Origin of the sequence: Modicisalibacter sp. 'Wilcox' (assembly GCF_010993675.1) — a bacterium.
Classification (GTDB): Bacteria; Pseudomonadota; Gammaproteobacteria; order Pseudomonadales; family Halomonadaceae; genus Modicisalibacter; species Modicisalibacter tunisiensis.
Map to the genome: position 1 here is coordinate 21,677 of NZ_WNXF01000007.1, position 16,414 is coordinate 38,090.

The window sequence follows — 16,414 nt, forward strand, 5'->3', positions numbered from 1 at the left end:
GCCCGCAACCACCGCCCCACGTCATGGATGCCCTGCCGATGCCCCTGGATGCCGCGACGCTCAACCGCCTGATCGACGGCCTGGTCGACCACGGCTACTTCGTCGGCCCCGATGTGATCGACGCCGGGCTGTGCCGCGCCCTGCACGCCGAGCTGGCCCATCTCGCTGCCCACGACGGCCTGAAGGCGGCCGGCATCGGCCGCGGCGAACAGCATCAGTTGCGCCGCGACATCCGCGGCGACGCGATTCGCTGGCTGACCCGCGACAGCCAGGCCCAGCGCGACTACCTGGCACTGATGGACGACCTGCAGCGCCAGATCAACCGCACCCTCTACCTCGGCCTGTTCGAGTTCGAGGCGCATTTCGCCCGCTACCCGCCGGGCACCTTCTACCGCACCCATGTCGACAGCTTCCAGGGGCGTGCCAACCGGGTGATCTCGACGGTGCTCTACCTCAACCCCGGCTGGCCGGGCAACGGCGGCGGCGAGATGGTCATCTATGCCGACGACGCCAGCCGCGAGCTGGCTCGCATCCCGCCCGAGTCCGGCACCTTCGTCTGCTTTCTCGCCGACCGGGTGCCCCACGCGGTGCTGCCGACGCGTCACCCCCGCGCCAGCATCGCCGGCTGGTTCCGCCGCAACGCCTCGCTGGGCGGCCATGTCGACCCTGCCCGCTGAGGCCGGCAGGAAGCCGCCCGTCGCCTGCCGGCACAGCGAGGAGGCCGATTAGCCCGCGTCGCCGAAACGCGCGGGACGCTTCTCGACGAAGGCGCTCATGCCCTCGTGCTGCTCGGTGCCGGCGAAGCCCAGCGCGAACAGGCTGGTCTCCAGCGCCAGGGCACTGTCCAGCGGCTGATTCATGCCGTCGTGCACCGCCTGCTTGGCGGCGCGCACCGCCTGCGGGCCGTTGGCGCCGAGCTGCCCGGTGAGCTCGTCGACCAGGGTTTCCAGCTCCTCCCGGGGCACCACCCGGTTGACCAGCCCGATGCGCAGGGCCTCGGCGGCATCGATCCGGCGCCCGGTGGTGATCAGATCCAGGGCCATGGCCGGGCCGACGCGCCGCGGCAGGCGCTGGGTGCCGCCGAAGCCCGGGATCACGCCCAGCCCCACCTCGGGCTGGCCGAAGACGGCATTGTCGCCGGCCACCGCCCAGTCGCAGGCCAGTGCCAGCTCGCAGCCCCCGCCCAGGCAATAGCCGTTGACCAGTGCCACCACCGGCACCGGCAGCCGCTCCAGGCGCTTCAGGGTGGCCAGGGCGTTGACGGCGAAGCGGCGGGCCTGGTCGGGGGTCTTGTCGCGCATCTCGGCGATGTCCGCCCCGGCCACGAAGGCCTTGTCACCGGCCCCGGTGATCAGCACCGCCCGCAGGTCGCCACGCGCCTCCAGGGCGGCCAGGGCGGCATCCAGCTCGCCGAGCAGCTCGCTGTTCAGGGCGTTGAGCGCCCGGGGCCGATTCAGGGTCAGCCGGACCACGCCGGCGGTGTCCTCCTGCAGGACCAGTGCCTCTTCCATCACCCTCTCCTCGTCAGTCGCATGATCCCTGGAGAATAGGTGCCCGGCTTTCGCTCCCGCCATTACCGAAAAGCCGCAAGCGGCCGGGTCACTCGCTGTCCGCATGGCTGACTCGCGGCCGCGTGGCGGTCGCCGCGTCGTGCGACTCCGACGCGTCCGCCTCCGGCTCGGCCACGCTGACGGCGTCCGGCTCGGCGACCGGCACATCGGGCACCAGCCCGGAAAGATCCTCGATGTGCTCGTGCTCGATCGCCCCCTGCACCAGCGCCTCGGTCACGTTGAGCTCGGCACCCACCACCGTCTGCGGGGGATTGGGCGTGAACGGCGCCATCGGCACCGGGGCGGGCCGTCGGCTGCGTCGCCAGGTGAAGAACAGGGCCAGGAAGGCGCCCACCCCGGCCAGCGCGGCGAACAGCCCGGCGTCGCCCGTGCCGCTGATCACCGCGGTGATCAGCGGCGGGCTGACCACCGAGCCCAGGGCGTTGATCAGCAGCAGGCCCTGGCTCATGCGCACCAGTGCCCCGGCCGGCGCCCGGTCCGCGGCATGACTGACGGCGACCGGGTACAGGGCGAAGATCCCGCCGCCCAGCAGGAACAGCAGTCCCGCCAGCCCAACAGGCTGCGTGGCCAGCGAGATCACGCCCAGCGACAGCGCCAGGCAGGCCAGGCCGATCAGGATCAGCACCAGCTGGCGATCATGGCGATCCGACCAGCGGCCGATCGGGTACTGCAGCAGCATGCCGCCGAGCACCACCACCGCCATCATGAGGCCGATACGTTCCACCGCCAGGCCGCTGCGCTGCAGGTACAGCGGCAGCAGCGAATAGACTGCCGCCACCGCCACTCCCGAACCGAAGCACCCCATCACGCCGGTCGGCGTCAGCCGGATCAGCCGCAGCGGCGGCAGCGGCTCGGCATGCTCGATCAGCGGCGAGACCCGCGGGATCACCGCCATGGGCAGCACCGACAGCGAGGCCAGCAGGCCGACGATCATGAAGGGCGCCTGTATCCCCGCACCCTCGGCGGCCCCCAGCAGCAGCTGGCCGACCACGCCGGCCCCGTACAGCGCGATCATGTACATCGCCAGCAGCCGACCGCGCACCCGAGGGTCCGCGGCGGTCAGCAGCCAGCTCTCGATAACCAGATAGACCCCCACCGTCGCCCAGCCGCCGATCAGGCGCAGCCCGAACCACCAGTACGGATTCAGCCACAGCCCGGCGAGCAGTACCGTGACCGCCACCAGCGAGGCGAAGCCGGCATAGGCGCGGATATGGCCGATGCGCAGCAGCAGCCGGTCGTTGAGCACGGCACCGATCGCCAGGCCGATGAAGTAGGCCGACGAGACCCAGCCGATGGTCGGCGCCGAGGCGCCGGCGGCGTCCAGCCGCAGGGTGATCAGGGTGGCCAGAAAGCCATTGCCGATGCCCAGGATGAATAGCCCCAGCAGGGGAGCCAGGGCCATGGCCAGCAACTGTGATGACATGCGCGATGCCTCGAGCGCGAATGGGAGCAAGTCGGGAATGGGCGCCCGCACCATGCCGACGGGGGAGTCGGGCCGAGCACCGCGCGCGACTATACGTGGGTATGGACCCGGCGCAAAGCGTTTTCCAGGCGTGGCCGCGCGTCGGTTCCGCTTGCGCCGACAAGGCCGGACGGGACAGGATATCTCAGGCGCTCTGCCGACCGATCATCGATCGTGCGGCGTGTCGGCCGTTGCGGCCACATGCACGCACTGCCACGGGGGAAGACATCATGCTAGCGGGCCTGGATCATCTGGTCGTCGTGGTCACCGACATATCCCGAGCCGTGGACTTCTACACCCGCGTGCTGGGCCTGGAGGTGCGCTACCGCGATATCGAGCGGGTCGACCTGATGCTGGACGACCTCGCCCTGCGTCTGCATCAGGTGGATACCACCATCACGCCGCGTGCCGGCTGCCCCACGCCCGGCAGCCTGGACATCTGCTTTCGCAGCCTGCTGCCGCTGGAGTCGGTGCAGGCCCATCTCGAGGCGCTCGACATCGAGCTCGAGGCCGGACCCGTGGCGCGTCAGGGCGCATCCGGGCCGATCGTGTCGCTGTACCTGCGCGATCCGGACAACAACCTGATCGAGCTCTGTCGCCCCGAACGCTGATCCCGACCCACAAGGAGCCCCGCCATGGCCCGCGACCCCGTCGCCGACACCCCGCACTCCTCGGATACCACCATGCCGCTGGTGGTCTACATCCTGCTGCTGGCCGGCTTCGTGGTGGGCATCACGCCGTTGATCGGCGTGGTGATCGCCTACGTCTACCGCGGCAAGGGGCCGGCGTGGCGCGATGCCCACTACCGCTACCAGATCCGCACCTTCTGGATCGGCCTGCTCTACAGCCTCGTCGCCGTCGCGCTGTCGCTGCTCGGCATCGGCCTGCTGGCGATGATCGTGCTGGCCGCCTGGCTGATCGTGCGCTGCGTGAAGGGCATGATGGCCCTGCAGGAACGCCGGCCGCCGGCCCGGGTCACCACCTGGGCCTGGTAGATCGCCGGGCGGCTGATACTCGCCCGGTATCCGCGCTATACTGCCCCGCTTTGTGAGCCGTGATAGCCGTTCCATGAGCGAGACATCCCGTTCGAGCCTTCTCAAGGCCCGCGCCATCCAGGCCCTGTGGCACCTGCTGTCGCACGGGTCGCCGGCCACCCTGTGGCGCCTGGCCCGCCGCCTGGGACCGCTGGTGCACCGCTTCAGCCCCCGTGAGCGCCAGGTGACCGAGGCCAACCTGCAGGTCGCGTTTCCCGACCAGGAGGCGTCGACGCGCCGCCGCCTCGCCCGCGACAGCCTGCGCCACTCCTCGGCGACGATGCTCGAGCTGGGGCTGGCCTGGATGGCGCCGCCGGCCCGGGTCGAGCGGACGATCCGCGCCGTCCACGGTCGCGAGCTGCTGGATGCGGCGCGCGCCGAGGGGCGCGGCGTGATCGTCCTGGCGCCGCACTTCGGCAACTGGGAAGTCCTCAACTTCTGGCTGTCCAGCCACTTTCCCTTCACCGCCATGTATGAACCCCCCAAACTCGACGCGCTCGACCCGGTCATCCGTGCCGGCCGCGAACGCATGGGGGCCTCGCTGGTGCCCACCAACCCGCGCGGCGTCGCCGCCCTGCTCAAGGCGCTCAAGCGCTGCGAGGCGGTGGGCATCCTGCCCGACCAGGAACCGGACTGGCGCGGCGGGGTCTTCGCCGACTTCTACGGCCGCCCTGCCTACACCGCCACCCTGCTGCCCAAGCTGGTGGCGCGCACCCGGGCTCGGGTGGTCACCGGCGTCGCCCGACGCACCACCGGCGAGGGCTTCGAGATCCACTTCCTGGATGCCGACGCCCGCGTCCACGACGCCGACGAGACCATCGCCGCCCGCGGCGTCAACGCCAGCGTCGAGGCGGTCATCGCGCTCGACCCCGCCCAGTACCAGTGGGAATACAAGCGCTATCGCAAGACCCCCCAGGAACAGCAGGACGACCCCGACCATCGTCGCTATCGACTCTATCATCGCTGACTCGCTGCCCCCGGTGACGGGCAGCGGCTACACTGGCGAGACGCATCCACGCTTCCGGAGGTTGTGCATGGCGGCCCGGCTCCCCGCTCGCATCCGGCGCGGCGCGCTGTTCGCCGCGCTGCTGATGGCCCCCCTTGTAACCACACTCGCCGAGGCACAGCCCGCGGCCCGGGAGACGCTCGCCGTGACCGGCACCCCTCGACGCCTCGAGGCGCCGGCCGGCGTGCACATCGACAAGCGGGTCGCGCTCGACTATCCCCGCCTGATCAGCCTGGGGCAGGACGGCGAGATGTTCATCGGCAGCAAGGCCGGTATCGTCTATCGGCTGACGCCGCCCTATGACAGGGCGCAGGAACTGGTCCACCTCGACGACTACCCGCACAGCGCCGTGCGTCGCGGCGACGCCCTCTACGTGGCCACCACCGACGCCCTGCTGCGCGCCGACTACCACACGGGGGCAGCCCTCACCGCCGCCGACTTCCGCGAGGTGGCGGCGATCCCCGGGGGCGGCGGCCACAACTCGCGCTCGCTGAGCCTCGGTCCCGACGGCCGGCTCTATGTCTCGCTGGGCATCCAGGGCAACTGCTCGAACCAGTACCTGGGCAGCGGCTACGGGCCCGACCGGCGGCGCGGCGGCGTGATGGTGCTCGACGAGAGCGGCGCCGAGCCCGTCTGGCGGCCCTACGTCAGCGGCCTGCGCAATCCCGTCGGCCTGGCCTGGCGCGACGACGCCACCCTCTACGCCAGCAACAACGGCCCCGACCACTGGGGCTTCGAGCGTCCCCGCGAGGTGCTGGTGCGCGCCGAGCCGGGACGCTTCTTCGGCATGCCCTGGTTCCAGTGGATCGATAACAAGGTGACGCGCGACGACTGCATCGGTGTCGCTCCGCCGAAACCGGCAAGCGAAGTCACGCCACCGGTCGCCACCTTCCCGGCGCGCAGCGCCCCGATGGGTCTGGCCTTCCTGCCCGACGGCCACCCGCTCGGCGTCGACCTGATCGTCGCACTTCACGGCAGCTGGGCCACCGCTCCCACCGGCGGCGCGGGCGGCGATCCGGCGACGCGCCGTGAACCGGCGCTGATGGGCGTGCGTCTGGACAAGACCGGCCGCCACGGCGAGGCGGTGCCGCTGGTCACCGGCTTCCAGGACGCCGCGGGCCGGCGCTGGGCCCGCCCGGTGGGCGTCGCGGTGGGGCCCGACGGCGCCGTCTACTTCACCAGCGATAGCGGCGAGACCGGGCTCTACCGGCTGACCGTCGACACCTCAGGGGAGAATTGACCATGCTCAGGCAATCCCGCATGCACTCGCCGCTCGGCGAGATGCTGCTGCGCGCCGAGGGCGACGCCCTTACCGGGGTCTATTTCGTCGGCCAGCGCCACTATCCCAACGACATTCTCGGCGACATCGACGACGCGGCCACCGGCGACGCCCCCCTGCTTGCCGAGGCCGGGGCCCAGGTCGATGCCTATTTCGCCGGGCGCCTCGAGCGCTTCTCGCTGCCGCTCGCGCCGTCGGGCAGCGACTTCCAGCAGCGCGTCTGGCAAGCCCTCGCCGCCATTCCCTACGGCGAACGCGCAACCTACGGCGAACTCGCCCACCGGCTGGGGCTGGCGCCCGGCGCGGCCCGCGCGGTGGGTACCGCCGTCGGACGCAACCCGCTGACCATCGTGGTGCCCTGCCACCGGGTGGTCGGCAGCAAGGGCGCCCTGACCGGCTACGCCGGGGGGCTGGAACGCAAGCGCGCGCTGCTCGACCTCGAGGCCGGGCAGCGCGTCGAACCCGGTGTGGCTCAAGCCTGATCGCCGGCACCCGGCGCTGCACCTGCCCGCCGTGGTGCCGGCTTGAAGAGGATCAGCCACAGCGCCACGGCGATCAGCGCGCCGCCGATGCCGTGGGCCAGGGTCACCCGCTCGCCGAGGAACAAGGCCCCCCAGAGCACGCCGAACGCCGGCACCAGCATGGTCACCGTCAGTGGCTTGACCGGCCCCAGCTCCTGCAGCAGGCGGAAGTAGAGCAGATAGGCCAGCGCCGTGCAGGCCAGCCCCAGCGCCAGCATTGCGCCCCAGACGTCGGGTTGTACCCAGGTCGACAGCGACGGCCGGGTCGCGACCTCGGTCACCATCAACGGCGCCAGCGCCAGGCTCGCGCCGAGCTGGGTGCCCAGCGCCAGCAACCGCGAATCCAGCCCGCCCCGCTCGGCGATGAAGCGCTTGACCAGAAAGCCCGACAGCCCGTAGCAGCCCGCCGCCACCAGGCAGGCCAGCGCACCGCCCGCAAGCTGCCAGCTCAAGGGTACCGGGCCGGCCTGCACCAGCACGCCGACGCCCACCACGCCCAGAGAGACGCCAATCAGCCGCTCGCGGGTCATTGCCTCGGAAAAGAAGGCCGCGCCGATCATCACCCCCATCAGGGGCGTGGTGGCGTTGAACATCGCCGAATAGCCGGCCGGGAGCACCTGGGCGGCGAGACAGAACATCGCGAAGGGCACCCCGGAGTTGACCACACCGATCAGCAGCGTGGCCCGCCCCCTGCCCTGGAAGCGCCACGGCACACGCAACACCGCGAGAATCGCCATCAGCCCCAGCGCCCCCAGCAGCACACGGAAGAAGGCGGTGGAGAAGGCGCCCAGTGCCGGTGCAGCGATGCGCATGAACAGAAAGCTCGCACCCCATAGGGCGGAAAGCAGCAACAGGCGAAGCGAGGCATCCAGTGGCATGGCGGGTTCCCGGCGTAGTGATCGAATCGACGCTTATATTACCCGCAATGCCGCGCCGCGACCGGTCGCTTTCGGCCAACGAAGCCTCACCGCAGCCGCTTGACCCGCCGCCCGCCCTGCACCAGACTGCTCCGGCGCGTGAATTGCGCGCAACGCTTGACGGGGTGCCGGTGGAACCGGCTGAGATCACCCTATGCCCGCGGGCATCACGGTGGATCCCGATGAACCTGATCCGGCTAGTACCGGCGTAGGGATCAAGCGGAGGACCCGAACCGTGCTGTCCGCCATCCGGCTCCTTCCCGCCTACGCTGTGCGCCGCCCAGACCGTGTGGAGCACAAGAGCATGTCCAACGATACCTCCCTGACCCGCCACGCCCTGGCCGAGACCGCGCGCGTCGACGCCGCCGCCGTGGCCCCGCTGCCCGGTTCACGCAAGGTGTACGTCGAAGGCTCGCGGCCCGATATCCGCGTGCCCTTCCGCGAGATCAGCCTGTCGCCGACCCGCACCTCCGGTGCCGACGAGGAGAACCCGCCGCTGCTGGTCTACGACACCTCCGGCCCCTACACCGACCCGGAGGCCGCCATCGACCTGCGCAAGGGGCTCCCCGAGCTGCGTCGCGCCTGGATCGAGGCCCGCGGCGACACCGACTACCTCGACGGCCCGACCTCGGAGTATGGCCGCCGGCGCGCCAACGACCCGCGCCTGGCCAACCTGCGCTTCGACCTCCAGCGCACCCCGCGCCGCGCGAAGGAAGGCCGTAACGTCACCCAGCTGCACTATGCCCGCCAGGGCATCGTCACCCCCGAGATGGAATTCATCGCCATCCGCGAGAATCAGCGCCGCCAGGCGCTGGGGACCGACGAGGTCGAGCGCATCCTCGGCCACCAGCACCCGGGCGAGAACTTCGGCGCCCGCCTGCCCGAGGAGATCACCCCGGAATTCGTGCGCGACGAGGTGGCCGCGGGCCGCGCCATCATCCCGGCCAACATCAACCACCCGGAATCCGAGCCGATGATCATCGGCCGCAACTTCCTGGTGAAGATCAACGGCAACCTGGGCAACTCGGCGGTGACCTCCTCCATCGAGGACGAGGTCGACAAGATGACCTGGGGTATCCGCTGGGGCGCGGACACCATCATGGATCTCTCCACCGGACAGAACATCCACGAGACCCGCGAGTGGATCATCCGCAACGCCCCGGTGCCCATCGGCACCGTGCCGATCTACCAGGCGCTGGAGAAGGTGGGCGGCGTCGCCGAGAATCTCACCTGGGAGATCTTCCGCGACACCCTGATCGAGCAGGCCGAGCAGGGGGTGGACTACTTCACCATCCACGCCGGCGTACTGCTGCGCTACGTGCCGCTGACCGCGAAGCGCACCACCGGCATCGTCTCCCGCGGCGGCTCGATCATGGCCAAGTGGTGCCTCTATCATCACCGCGAGAGCTTCCTCTACGAGCACTTCGAGGAGATCTGCGAGATCTGCAAGCGCTATGACGTCGCCTTCTCGCTGGGCGACGGCCTGCGCCCCGGCTCGGTGGCGGACGCCAACGACGCGGCCCAGTTCGCCGAGCTCGAGACCCTGGGCGAGTTGACCCGCATCGCCTGGCGGCACGACGTGCAGGTGATGATCGAGGGCCCCGGCCACGTGCCGATGCACCTGATCAAGGAGAACATGGACAAGCAGCTTGCCGAGTGCGACGAGGCGCCCTTCTACACCCTCGGGCCGCTGACCACCGACATCGCACCGGGCTACGACCACATCACCTCCGGCATCGGCGCGGCGATGATCGGCTGGTACGGCTGCGCCATGCTCTGCTACGTCACGCCCAAGGAGCACCTGGGGCTGCCCAACAAGGACGACGTCAAGACCGGCATCATCACCTACAAGATCGCCGCCCACGCCGCCGACCTCGCCAAGGGCCACCCAGCCGCCCAGCGTCGTGACAACGCCCTGTCCAAGGCGCGCTTCGAGTTCCGCTGGGAGGATCAGTTCAACCTCGGCCTCGACCCCGACACCGCCCGCGAGTACCACGACGAGACCCTGCCCAAGGACTCGGCCAAGGTGGCCCACTTCTGCTCGATGTGCGGGCCCAAGTTCTGCTCGATGAAGATCAGCCAGGAAGTGCGCGACTACGCCAAGGACAAGGGGCTCGAGGGTGACCGCGAGGCGGTCGAGCGCGGCATGGCGGAACAGGCCGAGAAGTTCCGCGAGCAGGGCGCCGAGCTGTACAAGGAGGTGTAAGAAGGCTTGTGACGTGGCTATCTCATGACGACACCTAGGCCCGACGCTAAAGGGAATCGGGAACAGGTCCGAAGAGGGGTCCGACGCCAGGCCGAAAAGAGATCCCTCCCATTTCGGCATTCCCGCCATCCATGGCGGTCAGATAGCGTCGGTAGCCTCCAGGGAAGGATTCATGGCGCCCCGGAGGGCCGGCCCCGCTCGCAGGCCTGTCGACGATTCGCTCCGCGGGCCGAGCCATTGGCGCAAACGTCCATATCCCCGGCAGGGCTCTTCACGCTCCCAACGGCGATCCACTCGCCGGTGCTTCCCTCGATGTCGGTGACGGCTCCGCCCTGCCGCCGGGCCGGGCCCGCAGCAGGCGCAACGCATTGAGCGTGACCAGCACGGTCGCCCCGGTGTCGGCGAGGATCGCCAGCCACAGCCCGGTGATGCCCAGCACGGTGGTGACCAGGAAGATCCCCTTCAGACCCAGCGCGATGGCGATATTCTGGCGGATGTTGGCCATGGTCTCGCGGGCCAGGCCGATCATCGCCGCGACATCGCCCACCCGGTTGCGCAGCAGCGCGCCGTCGGCGGTCTCCAGGGCCACGTCGGTGCCCGAGCCCATCGCCACGCCGACATGCGAGGCGGCCAGCGCCGGGGCGTCGTTGATGCCGTCGCCGACCATCATCACCCGCTCCCGCGCGGCCAGCTCGCGGATCATTGTCACCTTGTCGTCGGGCAGCAGCCCGGCGCGGTGTTCGAGCCCCATGTCACCGGCGATTGCCGCTGCCGTACGCGGGTTGTCGCCGGTGAGCATCAGCGAGCGCACGCCCATGGCGTCCAGCGCGCGCACCGCCTCGACGGCATCCGGCCGCGGCTCGTCGCGCAGCGCGATCAGGCCGACCGCCACGGCGTCGTCGATCACCACCACGGCGGTCTTGCCGGCCTGCTCGCACTCGGCGATGCGCGCGCTCAACGCCTCCGGCAGCGCAACCTGCTCGGCGGCATGACGCGGCGAGACGACCTGCACACGCCGTCCTGCCAGGCGCGCCGCCATGCCCTGACCGGCGATGACCTTGGCCTCGCTCACCCGGGTCAACGGCAGCTCGCGTTCCTGCGCGTGCCGGAGGATCGCCTCGGCCAGCGGGTGGCTGGAGCCCTGCTCGACACTCGCGGCCAGCGCGGTGACGGCATCGGCCCCACCCGCTTCGTCGGCCGGAATGACATCGGTGACCACTGGCTGCCCGGCGGTCAGGGTCCCTGTCTTGTCGAAGGCCACCATACTGGCCCGGGCGGTCGCCTCGATCACCGCACCGCCCTTGAGCAGCAGACCGTGGCGCGTGCCCACCGACAGCGCCGAGGCGATCGATGCCGGCACCGAGATCACCAGCGCGCAGGGGCAGCCGATCAGCAGCAGCGCCAGGGCGCGATAGGTCCACTCGCCCCAGGCGCCGCCGAAGGCCAGCGGCGGAATCACGGCGACCAGCACCGCAATCCCCACCACGATGGGCATGTAGACACGGCTGAAACGGTCGACGAAGCGCTCGGTGGGCGCACGGGCCTCCTGGGCTTCCTCCACCAGTCGGATGATCCGCGCGATGGTGTTGTCCTCGGGAGGACGGGTCACGCGGACGCGCAGCACGGCGTCGCGGTTGATCGATCCGGCGTAGACGGCAGCCTCGACGCCCTTGGCCACCGGCACCGATTCGCCGGTCACCGGCGATTCGTCGATCGCCGAGTCGCCCTCGAGGATCTCGCCGTCCGCGGGAATCCGATCACCGGGACGCACCACCACCACCTGGCCAACCTTGAGCTGCGCTGCATCCACCGAACGGGTCTCGCCGGCCTCGGTCTCGAGCCGGGCGCTGCGGGGCACCAGATCGGCCAGCGAACGGATGCCCGCCCGGGCCCGGTCGGCGGCCACGCCTTCGAGGATTTCACCGATCGAGAACAGAAAGATCACCAGCGCCGCCTCCTCGGCGGCGCCGATGATCAGGGCGCCGCTGGCGGCGATGGTCATCAGCATCTCGATGGTGAAGGGCATGCCGACCCGGGCGGCGGTCAGCGCGCGCCGAGCGATCGGCACCAGCCCCACCAGACAGGCGGCGAAGAAGCCCCAGTAGGCCACTGTCTCGCCGCTGAACAGCCGCAGCAGCGTCGCGGCGGCCAGTGCCCCGCCACTGGCCAGTACCAGCCGCCCCTTACCGGTGGCGTACCAGCGCGGGCGCGACGCTTCGCCCGAGCCTGCCTCGGTGGCCGAGGTCTCGCTGCGCAGCGCCACCTCGTAACCCAGCTGGCTCACCGTGGTCGTGACCGTCTCGGCCGAGGTCCGCGCCTCGTCCAGTGACAGCGAGAGGGTCTCGTTCATCACCGAAACGCGAATGTCGGCGACGCCGGGCAGCTTTTCCAGCGCGCCGCGAATCGTTGCCGCGCAGCTCGGGCAGTCCATGCCGCCCACCGACCAGACCCGCTGGTCCTCAGCGGGTGACGCCGGCGCCTCGTCCGCGCCAGGTTCATGACCGCCACAGCAGTCGCCGGCGGCGTGATCGTGACCGTGGCCGTGGCCGTGGCCGTCGGCATGCTCGTGCCCCGAACAACAGTCGTCGGCATCGTGGCCAAGCTGATCATCATGGCCATGGTCGTGGGTGTGCTCGTGTCCCGAACAGCAGCCGGCGCCGTGTTCGGCACCCCGGGGCGCCGTCCGGGGCGCAGTACGATGAACGCCATAGCCCAGACGCTCGACGGTCGTCTCGACCATTTCCGGACTCGTCTGCTCGCCCTCCAGTTCGAGGGACAGGCGTTCCTTGATGACCGAAACCTGAACATCGCTGACGCCTTTCAGGCGCTCCAGCGCACCGCGGATCTTGCCGGCACAGCTCGGACAATCCATGCCCTCGACACGCCATTCGTGATGCCCTGCCATGGTCTGCTCGGTTACCGCCATTGGAAATCCCCTCGTGTCGCCATGCCTATCGCTGACGCAAAGGCTATTGTCTGTAGCTGCTACAGACTCAACCCCCGCATCGTCATGGACCCCGACCCCGCCTTGCGGTAGCTTAGGCGGCTCGTGATTCCACGGATCCAAGGAAGAGACAGTCGATGCAATCCCAGCGATTTCGGCGGATCGCCGCGGCCCTGATGGGGAGCGCCCTGCTCCTGTGCGGCGCCGCGACGGCGCGGGCGGCCGAGGATGCGCCCCCCGTCGGCCACTACCCGCTGCCCGAATCGGGCGACATCGTCGGACACACCCAGATCGTCACGGCCAGCCATGACGATACCGTGGTGGATATCGGCCTGAACCACGGCATCGGCTTCGATGCCATGCGCCTGGCCAACCCGACGCTCAACATGTGGCTGCCCGGCGAGGGCACCGACGTGGTGGTGCCGACCCGCTTCATCCTGCCGCCCGGCCCCCGCCAGGGCGTGGTGATCAACCTGGCCGAGAAGCGCCTTTATTTCTACCCACCGGCCGGCAAGGACGAAGCCGCCCGCGTGGAGACCTATCCGGTCGGCGTGGGGCGCATGGACTGGCAGACACCGCTGGGCACCACCACCATCACCACCAAGATCGAGAACCCGGCCTGGTACCCGCCACAGAGCATCCGCGAGGAACGCGCCAGGACCGGCAAGCCGGCGCTGCCGCGGGTGGTGCCGGCCGGCCCGGACAATCCGCTCGGCGACTACGCCATGCTGCTCGACATCCCCGGCTACATGATCCACGGCACCAACCGGCCGCGCGGCGTGGGCATGCAGGTCTCCCACGGCTGCATCCGCATGCTGCCCCGGGACATCGACAACCTGGTGCATCGCCTCCCCGACGGCACCCAGGTTCGTATCATCAATCAACCGGTCAAGCTCGGCTGGGACAACGGCCTTCTGTACGCCCAGATCTATCCGCCCGCCGAGGGCGAGAGCCAGGCACAGGAAGTCAGCGATGCCCTGGCGGCGGTAAACAAGGCGGTCAAGGGCAAGGATTTTCTGGTGGACTACGCGCACCTGATGGCGGAGCTGAAGTCACCCAGCGGCCGGGTCACGCCGCTGCTGCTCGAGGGCCGCCCCTTCCCGCTGCCCGAACCGCTACCGACCTTCCTCGACCGGGTCGACGCCGTGCAAGGCCTCTACGATCGCCTGCCCGGCGCTCTCGCCGGCTGAGAGCTGGATCGCCGGGCGCGCGTGGTCAACAGCACCCCGGCGATCACCACCAGGCTGCCGAGGATCTGGGCGGGCAGGATCACCTCGCCCAGCAGCCACCAGGCGCCGAGCATGGTGAACACCGGCAGCAGGTTGAGAAAGACCGCCGCCTGCGACGGCCCGACATCGGCGATGGCGCTGTTGTAGAGCAGCAGCGCCACCACCGACGGGAAGACGCCGAGATAGGCCAGCCCCAGCCACTGTTCGCCGGTCAGTACCAGCGGTTCCGGGCGCAGCAGGTTCTCGATCCAGGCGATCGGCCCCATCACCGCCGTGGCGATGACCAGCATCACCAGCAGCCCGCCATAGCGCGGGAACTTGGCCATGTGCGACTTGACCAGCAGCGAGTAGCCGACCCACACCAGCACCGCCAGCAGCATTACCGCATCACCGCCGTTGACCCCGGCCAGGCCAGCGCCGGCCGCACTGCCCAGGGTGATCACCGCCACCGCGCCCGCCAGCGACAGCACCACCCCCACCCATTGCGCCGTTCGCGGGCGCTCGCCCATCAGCAGCACGCTGAACAGCAGCGTCACCACCGGGATCAGGCTCTCGAGAATCGACACGTTGGTGGGCGACGTATGGCCCAGGGCCACGTAGATCAGGGCGTTGAAGAAGGCCACCCCGGTCAGCGACAGGCCCACCAGCGGCTTCCAGTGACGGCGGAACAATGGCCAGTCACGCCGGGCCTGATGGGCACCGATGGGCAGCATGAGGCACAGGGCGATCGAGACCCGGCCGAAGGACAGGGTGAAGGGCGGCAGGTCGCTGAGCGCCTTGCCCACCAGGATATTGCCGGCAAAGATCACCACGGTCAGCAGCAGAAACAGATAGGGTCGCAGCGTCGTCACTCGGCTCTCCGGGCAGTCATCGTCGAACGCTTACGGTAACGCGGCGCACGCCGGGAAGGAATCACGCCCGGCGACGGCAAAAACCCCCGTGCCGCTCTGGTCGAAACCCCTGTCACCGAATACCCTGAATGCCTTCCCGCGTTTGTGTCGATTGTGGACTCTATTTAGGAGACGAAAGATGCCCGGCCTGCTTCCCGATGTCGATCCCGATGGCCTGCTCGAATATTCGGTGGTCTACACGGACCGTGCCCTAAATCACATGTCACAGGCCTTCCAGAATGTGATGCGCGACCTGTCGCGCTCCCTGAAGGCCGTCTACAAGGCCGAGGCGGTGGCCATCGTGCCCGGCAGCGGCACCTTCGGCATGGAGGCGGTGGCCCGCCAGTTCGCCACCGGCAAGCGCTGCCTGGTGCTCCGCAACGGCTGGTTCAGCTACCGCTGGACCCAGATCTTCGAGATGGGCGACATCCCCGCCGACAGCCAGGTGCTCAAGGCCCGGCGCCAGGACGACGGGGCCCGCGCGCCCTTCGCCCCGGCACCGATCGACGAGGTGGTGGCGCAAATCCATGCCGACAGGCCCGATCTGGTGTTCGCCCCCCACGTCGAGACCGCCAGCGGCATGCTGCTGCCCGACGACTACCTTCGCCGGGTCGCCGAGGCCGTCCACGCGGTCGGCGGGCTGCTGGTGCTCGACTGCATCGCCTCCGGCACCCTGTGGGTGGACATGCAGGCCACCGGCGTGGACATCCTGATCAGCGCCCCGCAGAAGGGCTGGAGCGCCTCGCCCTGCTGCGGCCTGGTGATGCTCGGCGCCGAGGCCCGCCGGCGCATCGAGGCCACCACCAGCACCAGCTTCGCCGCCGACCTGCGCAAGTGGCTGTCGATCATGGAGGCCTACGAGAACGGCGGCCACGCCTACCACGCGACCATGCCCACCGACGGCCTGACCCGGCTGCGCGACGTGATGGCCGAGGCCGAGGGCTACGGCCTCGAGCGGCTGCGCGACGCCCAGTGGGAGCTCGGCAATCGCGTGCGGGCGCTGCTCGTCGAGCGCGGCTTGCCCAGCGTGGCGGCCGAGGGCTTCCAGGCGCCGGGCGTGGTGGTCAGCTACACCGACGACGCCGGCCTCGCCGGGCGCTTCATGGCCGCCGGCCTGCAGGTCGCCGCCGGGGTGCCGCTGATGTGCGACGAGGGCGAGGACTTCCGGACCTTCCGCATCGGCCTGTTCGGCCTCGACAAGCTCTATGACGTCGAGCGCAGCGTGGCCACGCTGGAAAAGGCGCTGGACAGCCTGTCAGGGTAACGCGAGATGAGCAGGGGGCGCGACACCGCCCCCGTCGACCGGATCACGAGAGACAAGGATAAAAAAAGCCACACGCACGAGCGTGTGGCTT

At 69.8% G+C, this 16,414-nt stretch carries 14 protein-coding genes and 1 riboswitch; of the genes, 9 read left to right on the top strand and 5 right to left on the bottom strand.

What is annotated here, in order from left to right; all coding sequences use genetic code 11:
- The first annotated feature begins 38 nt into the window (after positions 1-38).
- Positions 39-677: a 2OG-Fe(II) oxygenase gene (locus tag G7A98_RS08205; RefSeq protein WP_240464709.1), complete on the top strand. Its 639-nt coding sequence runs from the start codon at positions 39-41 to the stop codon at positions 675-677.
- Positions 678-725: 48 nt separating this feature from the next.
- On the opposite strand, the gene G7A98_RS08210 is transcribed toward G7A98_RS08205, so the two are convergent.
- The gene (locus G7A98_RS08210) at positions 726-1,511 is read right to left on the bottom strand and encodes an enoyl-CoA hydratase-related protein (protein WP_163649179.1); all 786 of its coding nucleotides are present in this window, start codon (positions 1,509-1,511) and stop codon (positions 726-728) included.
- Positions 1,512-1,599: 88 nt separating this feature from the next.
- Positions 1,600-2,994: an MFS transporter gene (locus G7A98_RS08215; RefSeq protein WP_163649180.1), complete on the bottom strand. Its 1,395-nt coding sequence runs from the start codon at positions 2,992-2,994 to the stop codon at positions 1,600-1,602.
- 269 nt (positions 2,995-3,263) lie between these two features.
- Between G7A98_RS08215 and G7A98_RS08220 the strand changes: the two genes are divergently transcribed.
- The 5 genes from G7A98_RS08220 (at position 3,264) to G7A98_RS08240 (ending at position 6,834) form a co-directional block, all read left to right on the top strand.
- Complete coding sequence (locus G7A98_RS08220) at positions 3,264-3,644, top strand: VOC family protein (RefSeq protein ID WP_163649181.1); 381 nt, start codon at positions 3,264-3,266, stop codon at positions 3,642-3,644.
- Between the two features lie 24 nt (positions 3,645-3,668).
- Positions 3,669-4,028, top strand: coding sequence for a hypothetical protein (locus tag G7A98_RS08225; RefSeq protein WP_163649182.1), 360 nt, complete (start codon positions 3,669-3,671; stop codon positions 4,026-4,028).
- Between the two features lie 73 nt (positions 4,029-4,101).
- Entirely contained in the window at positions 4,102-5,034 is a 933-nt protein-coding gene (locus G7A98_RS08230; RefSeq protein ID WP_163649183.1) for a lysophospholipid acyltransferase family protein, read from the top strand.
- Between the two features lie 67 nt (positions 5,035-5,101).
- Entirely contained in the window at positions 5,102-6,313 is a 1,212-nt protein-coding gene (locus G7A98_RS08235; RefSeq protein WP_163649184.1) for a PQQ-dependent sugar dehydrogenase, read from the top strand.
- 2 nt (positions 6,314-6,315) lie between these two features.
- Positions 6,316-6,834 (top strand): methylated-DNA--[protein]-cysteine S-methyltransferase, encoded by a 519-nt coding sequence (locus G7A98_RS08240; protein ID WP_163649185.1) that lies wholly within the window; start codon positions 6,316-6,318, stop codon positions 6,832-6,834.
- On the opposite strand, the gene G7A98_RS08245 is transcribed toward G7A98_RS08240, so the two are convergent.
- Complete coding sequence (locus tag G7A98_RS08245; RefSeq protein ID WP_163649186.1) at positions 6,825-7,751, bottom strand: EamA family transporter; 927 nt, start codon at positions 7,749-7,751, stop codon at positions 6,825-6,827. The genes G7A98_RS08240 and G7A98_RS08245 overlap by 10 nt on opposite strands.
- A 150-nt stretch (positions 7,752-7,901) precedes the next feature.
- Positions 7,902-8,022, top strand: a riboswitch (TPP riboswitch).
- 72 nt (positions 8,023-8,094) lie between these two features.
- Between G7A98_RS08245 and thiC the strand changes: the two genes are divergently transcribed.
- A complete protein-coding gene (gene thiC, locus G7A98_RS08250) occupies positions 8,095-9,996 on the top strand; it encodes a phosphomethylpyrimidine synthase ThiC (protein WP_163649187.1) in 1,902 nt (633 codons plus the stop codon).
- A gap of 271 nt (positions 9,997-10,267) precedes the next feature.
- On the opposite strand, the gene G7A98_RS08255 is transcribed toward thiC, so the two are convergent.
- Entirely contained in the window at positions 10,268-12,922 is a 2,655-nt protein-coding gene (locus G7A98_RS08255) for a heavy metal translocating P-type ATPase (RefSeq protein WP_205596242.1), read from the bottom strand.
- Between the two features lie 155 nt (positions 12,923-13,077).
- Here G7A98_RS08255 and G7A98_RS08260 point away from each other — a divergent pair, with 155 nt between their 5' ends.
- Entirely contained in the window at positions 13,078-14,130 is a 1,053-nt protein-coding gene (locus tag G7A98_RS08260; RefSeq protein ID WP_240464710.1) for a L,D-transpeptidase family protein, read from the top strand.
- On the opposite strand, the gene G7A98_RS08265 is transcribed toward G7A98_RS08260, so the two are convergent.
- Positions 14,097-15,020: a DMT family transporter gene (locus tag G7A98_RS08265; RefSeq protein WP_163649188.1), complete on the bottom strand. Its 924-nt coding sequence runs from the start codon at positions 15,018-15,020 to the stop codon at positions 14,097-14,099. The genes G7A98_RS08260 and G7A98_RS08265 overlap by 34 nt on opposite strands.
- A gap of 178 nt (positions 15,021-15,198) precedes the next feature.
- Between G7A98_RS08265 and G7A98_RS08270 the strand changes: the two genes are divergently transcribed.
- On the top strand, positions 15,199-16,323 hold the full coding sequence (locus G7A98_RS08270; RefSeq protein ID WP_163649189.1) for an aminotransferase class V-fold PLP-dependent enzyme: 1,125 nt from the start codon (positions 15,199-15,201) through the stop codon (positions 16,321-16,323).
- Positions 16,324-16,414: the final 91 nt, after the last annotated feature.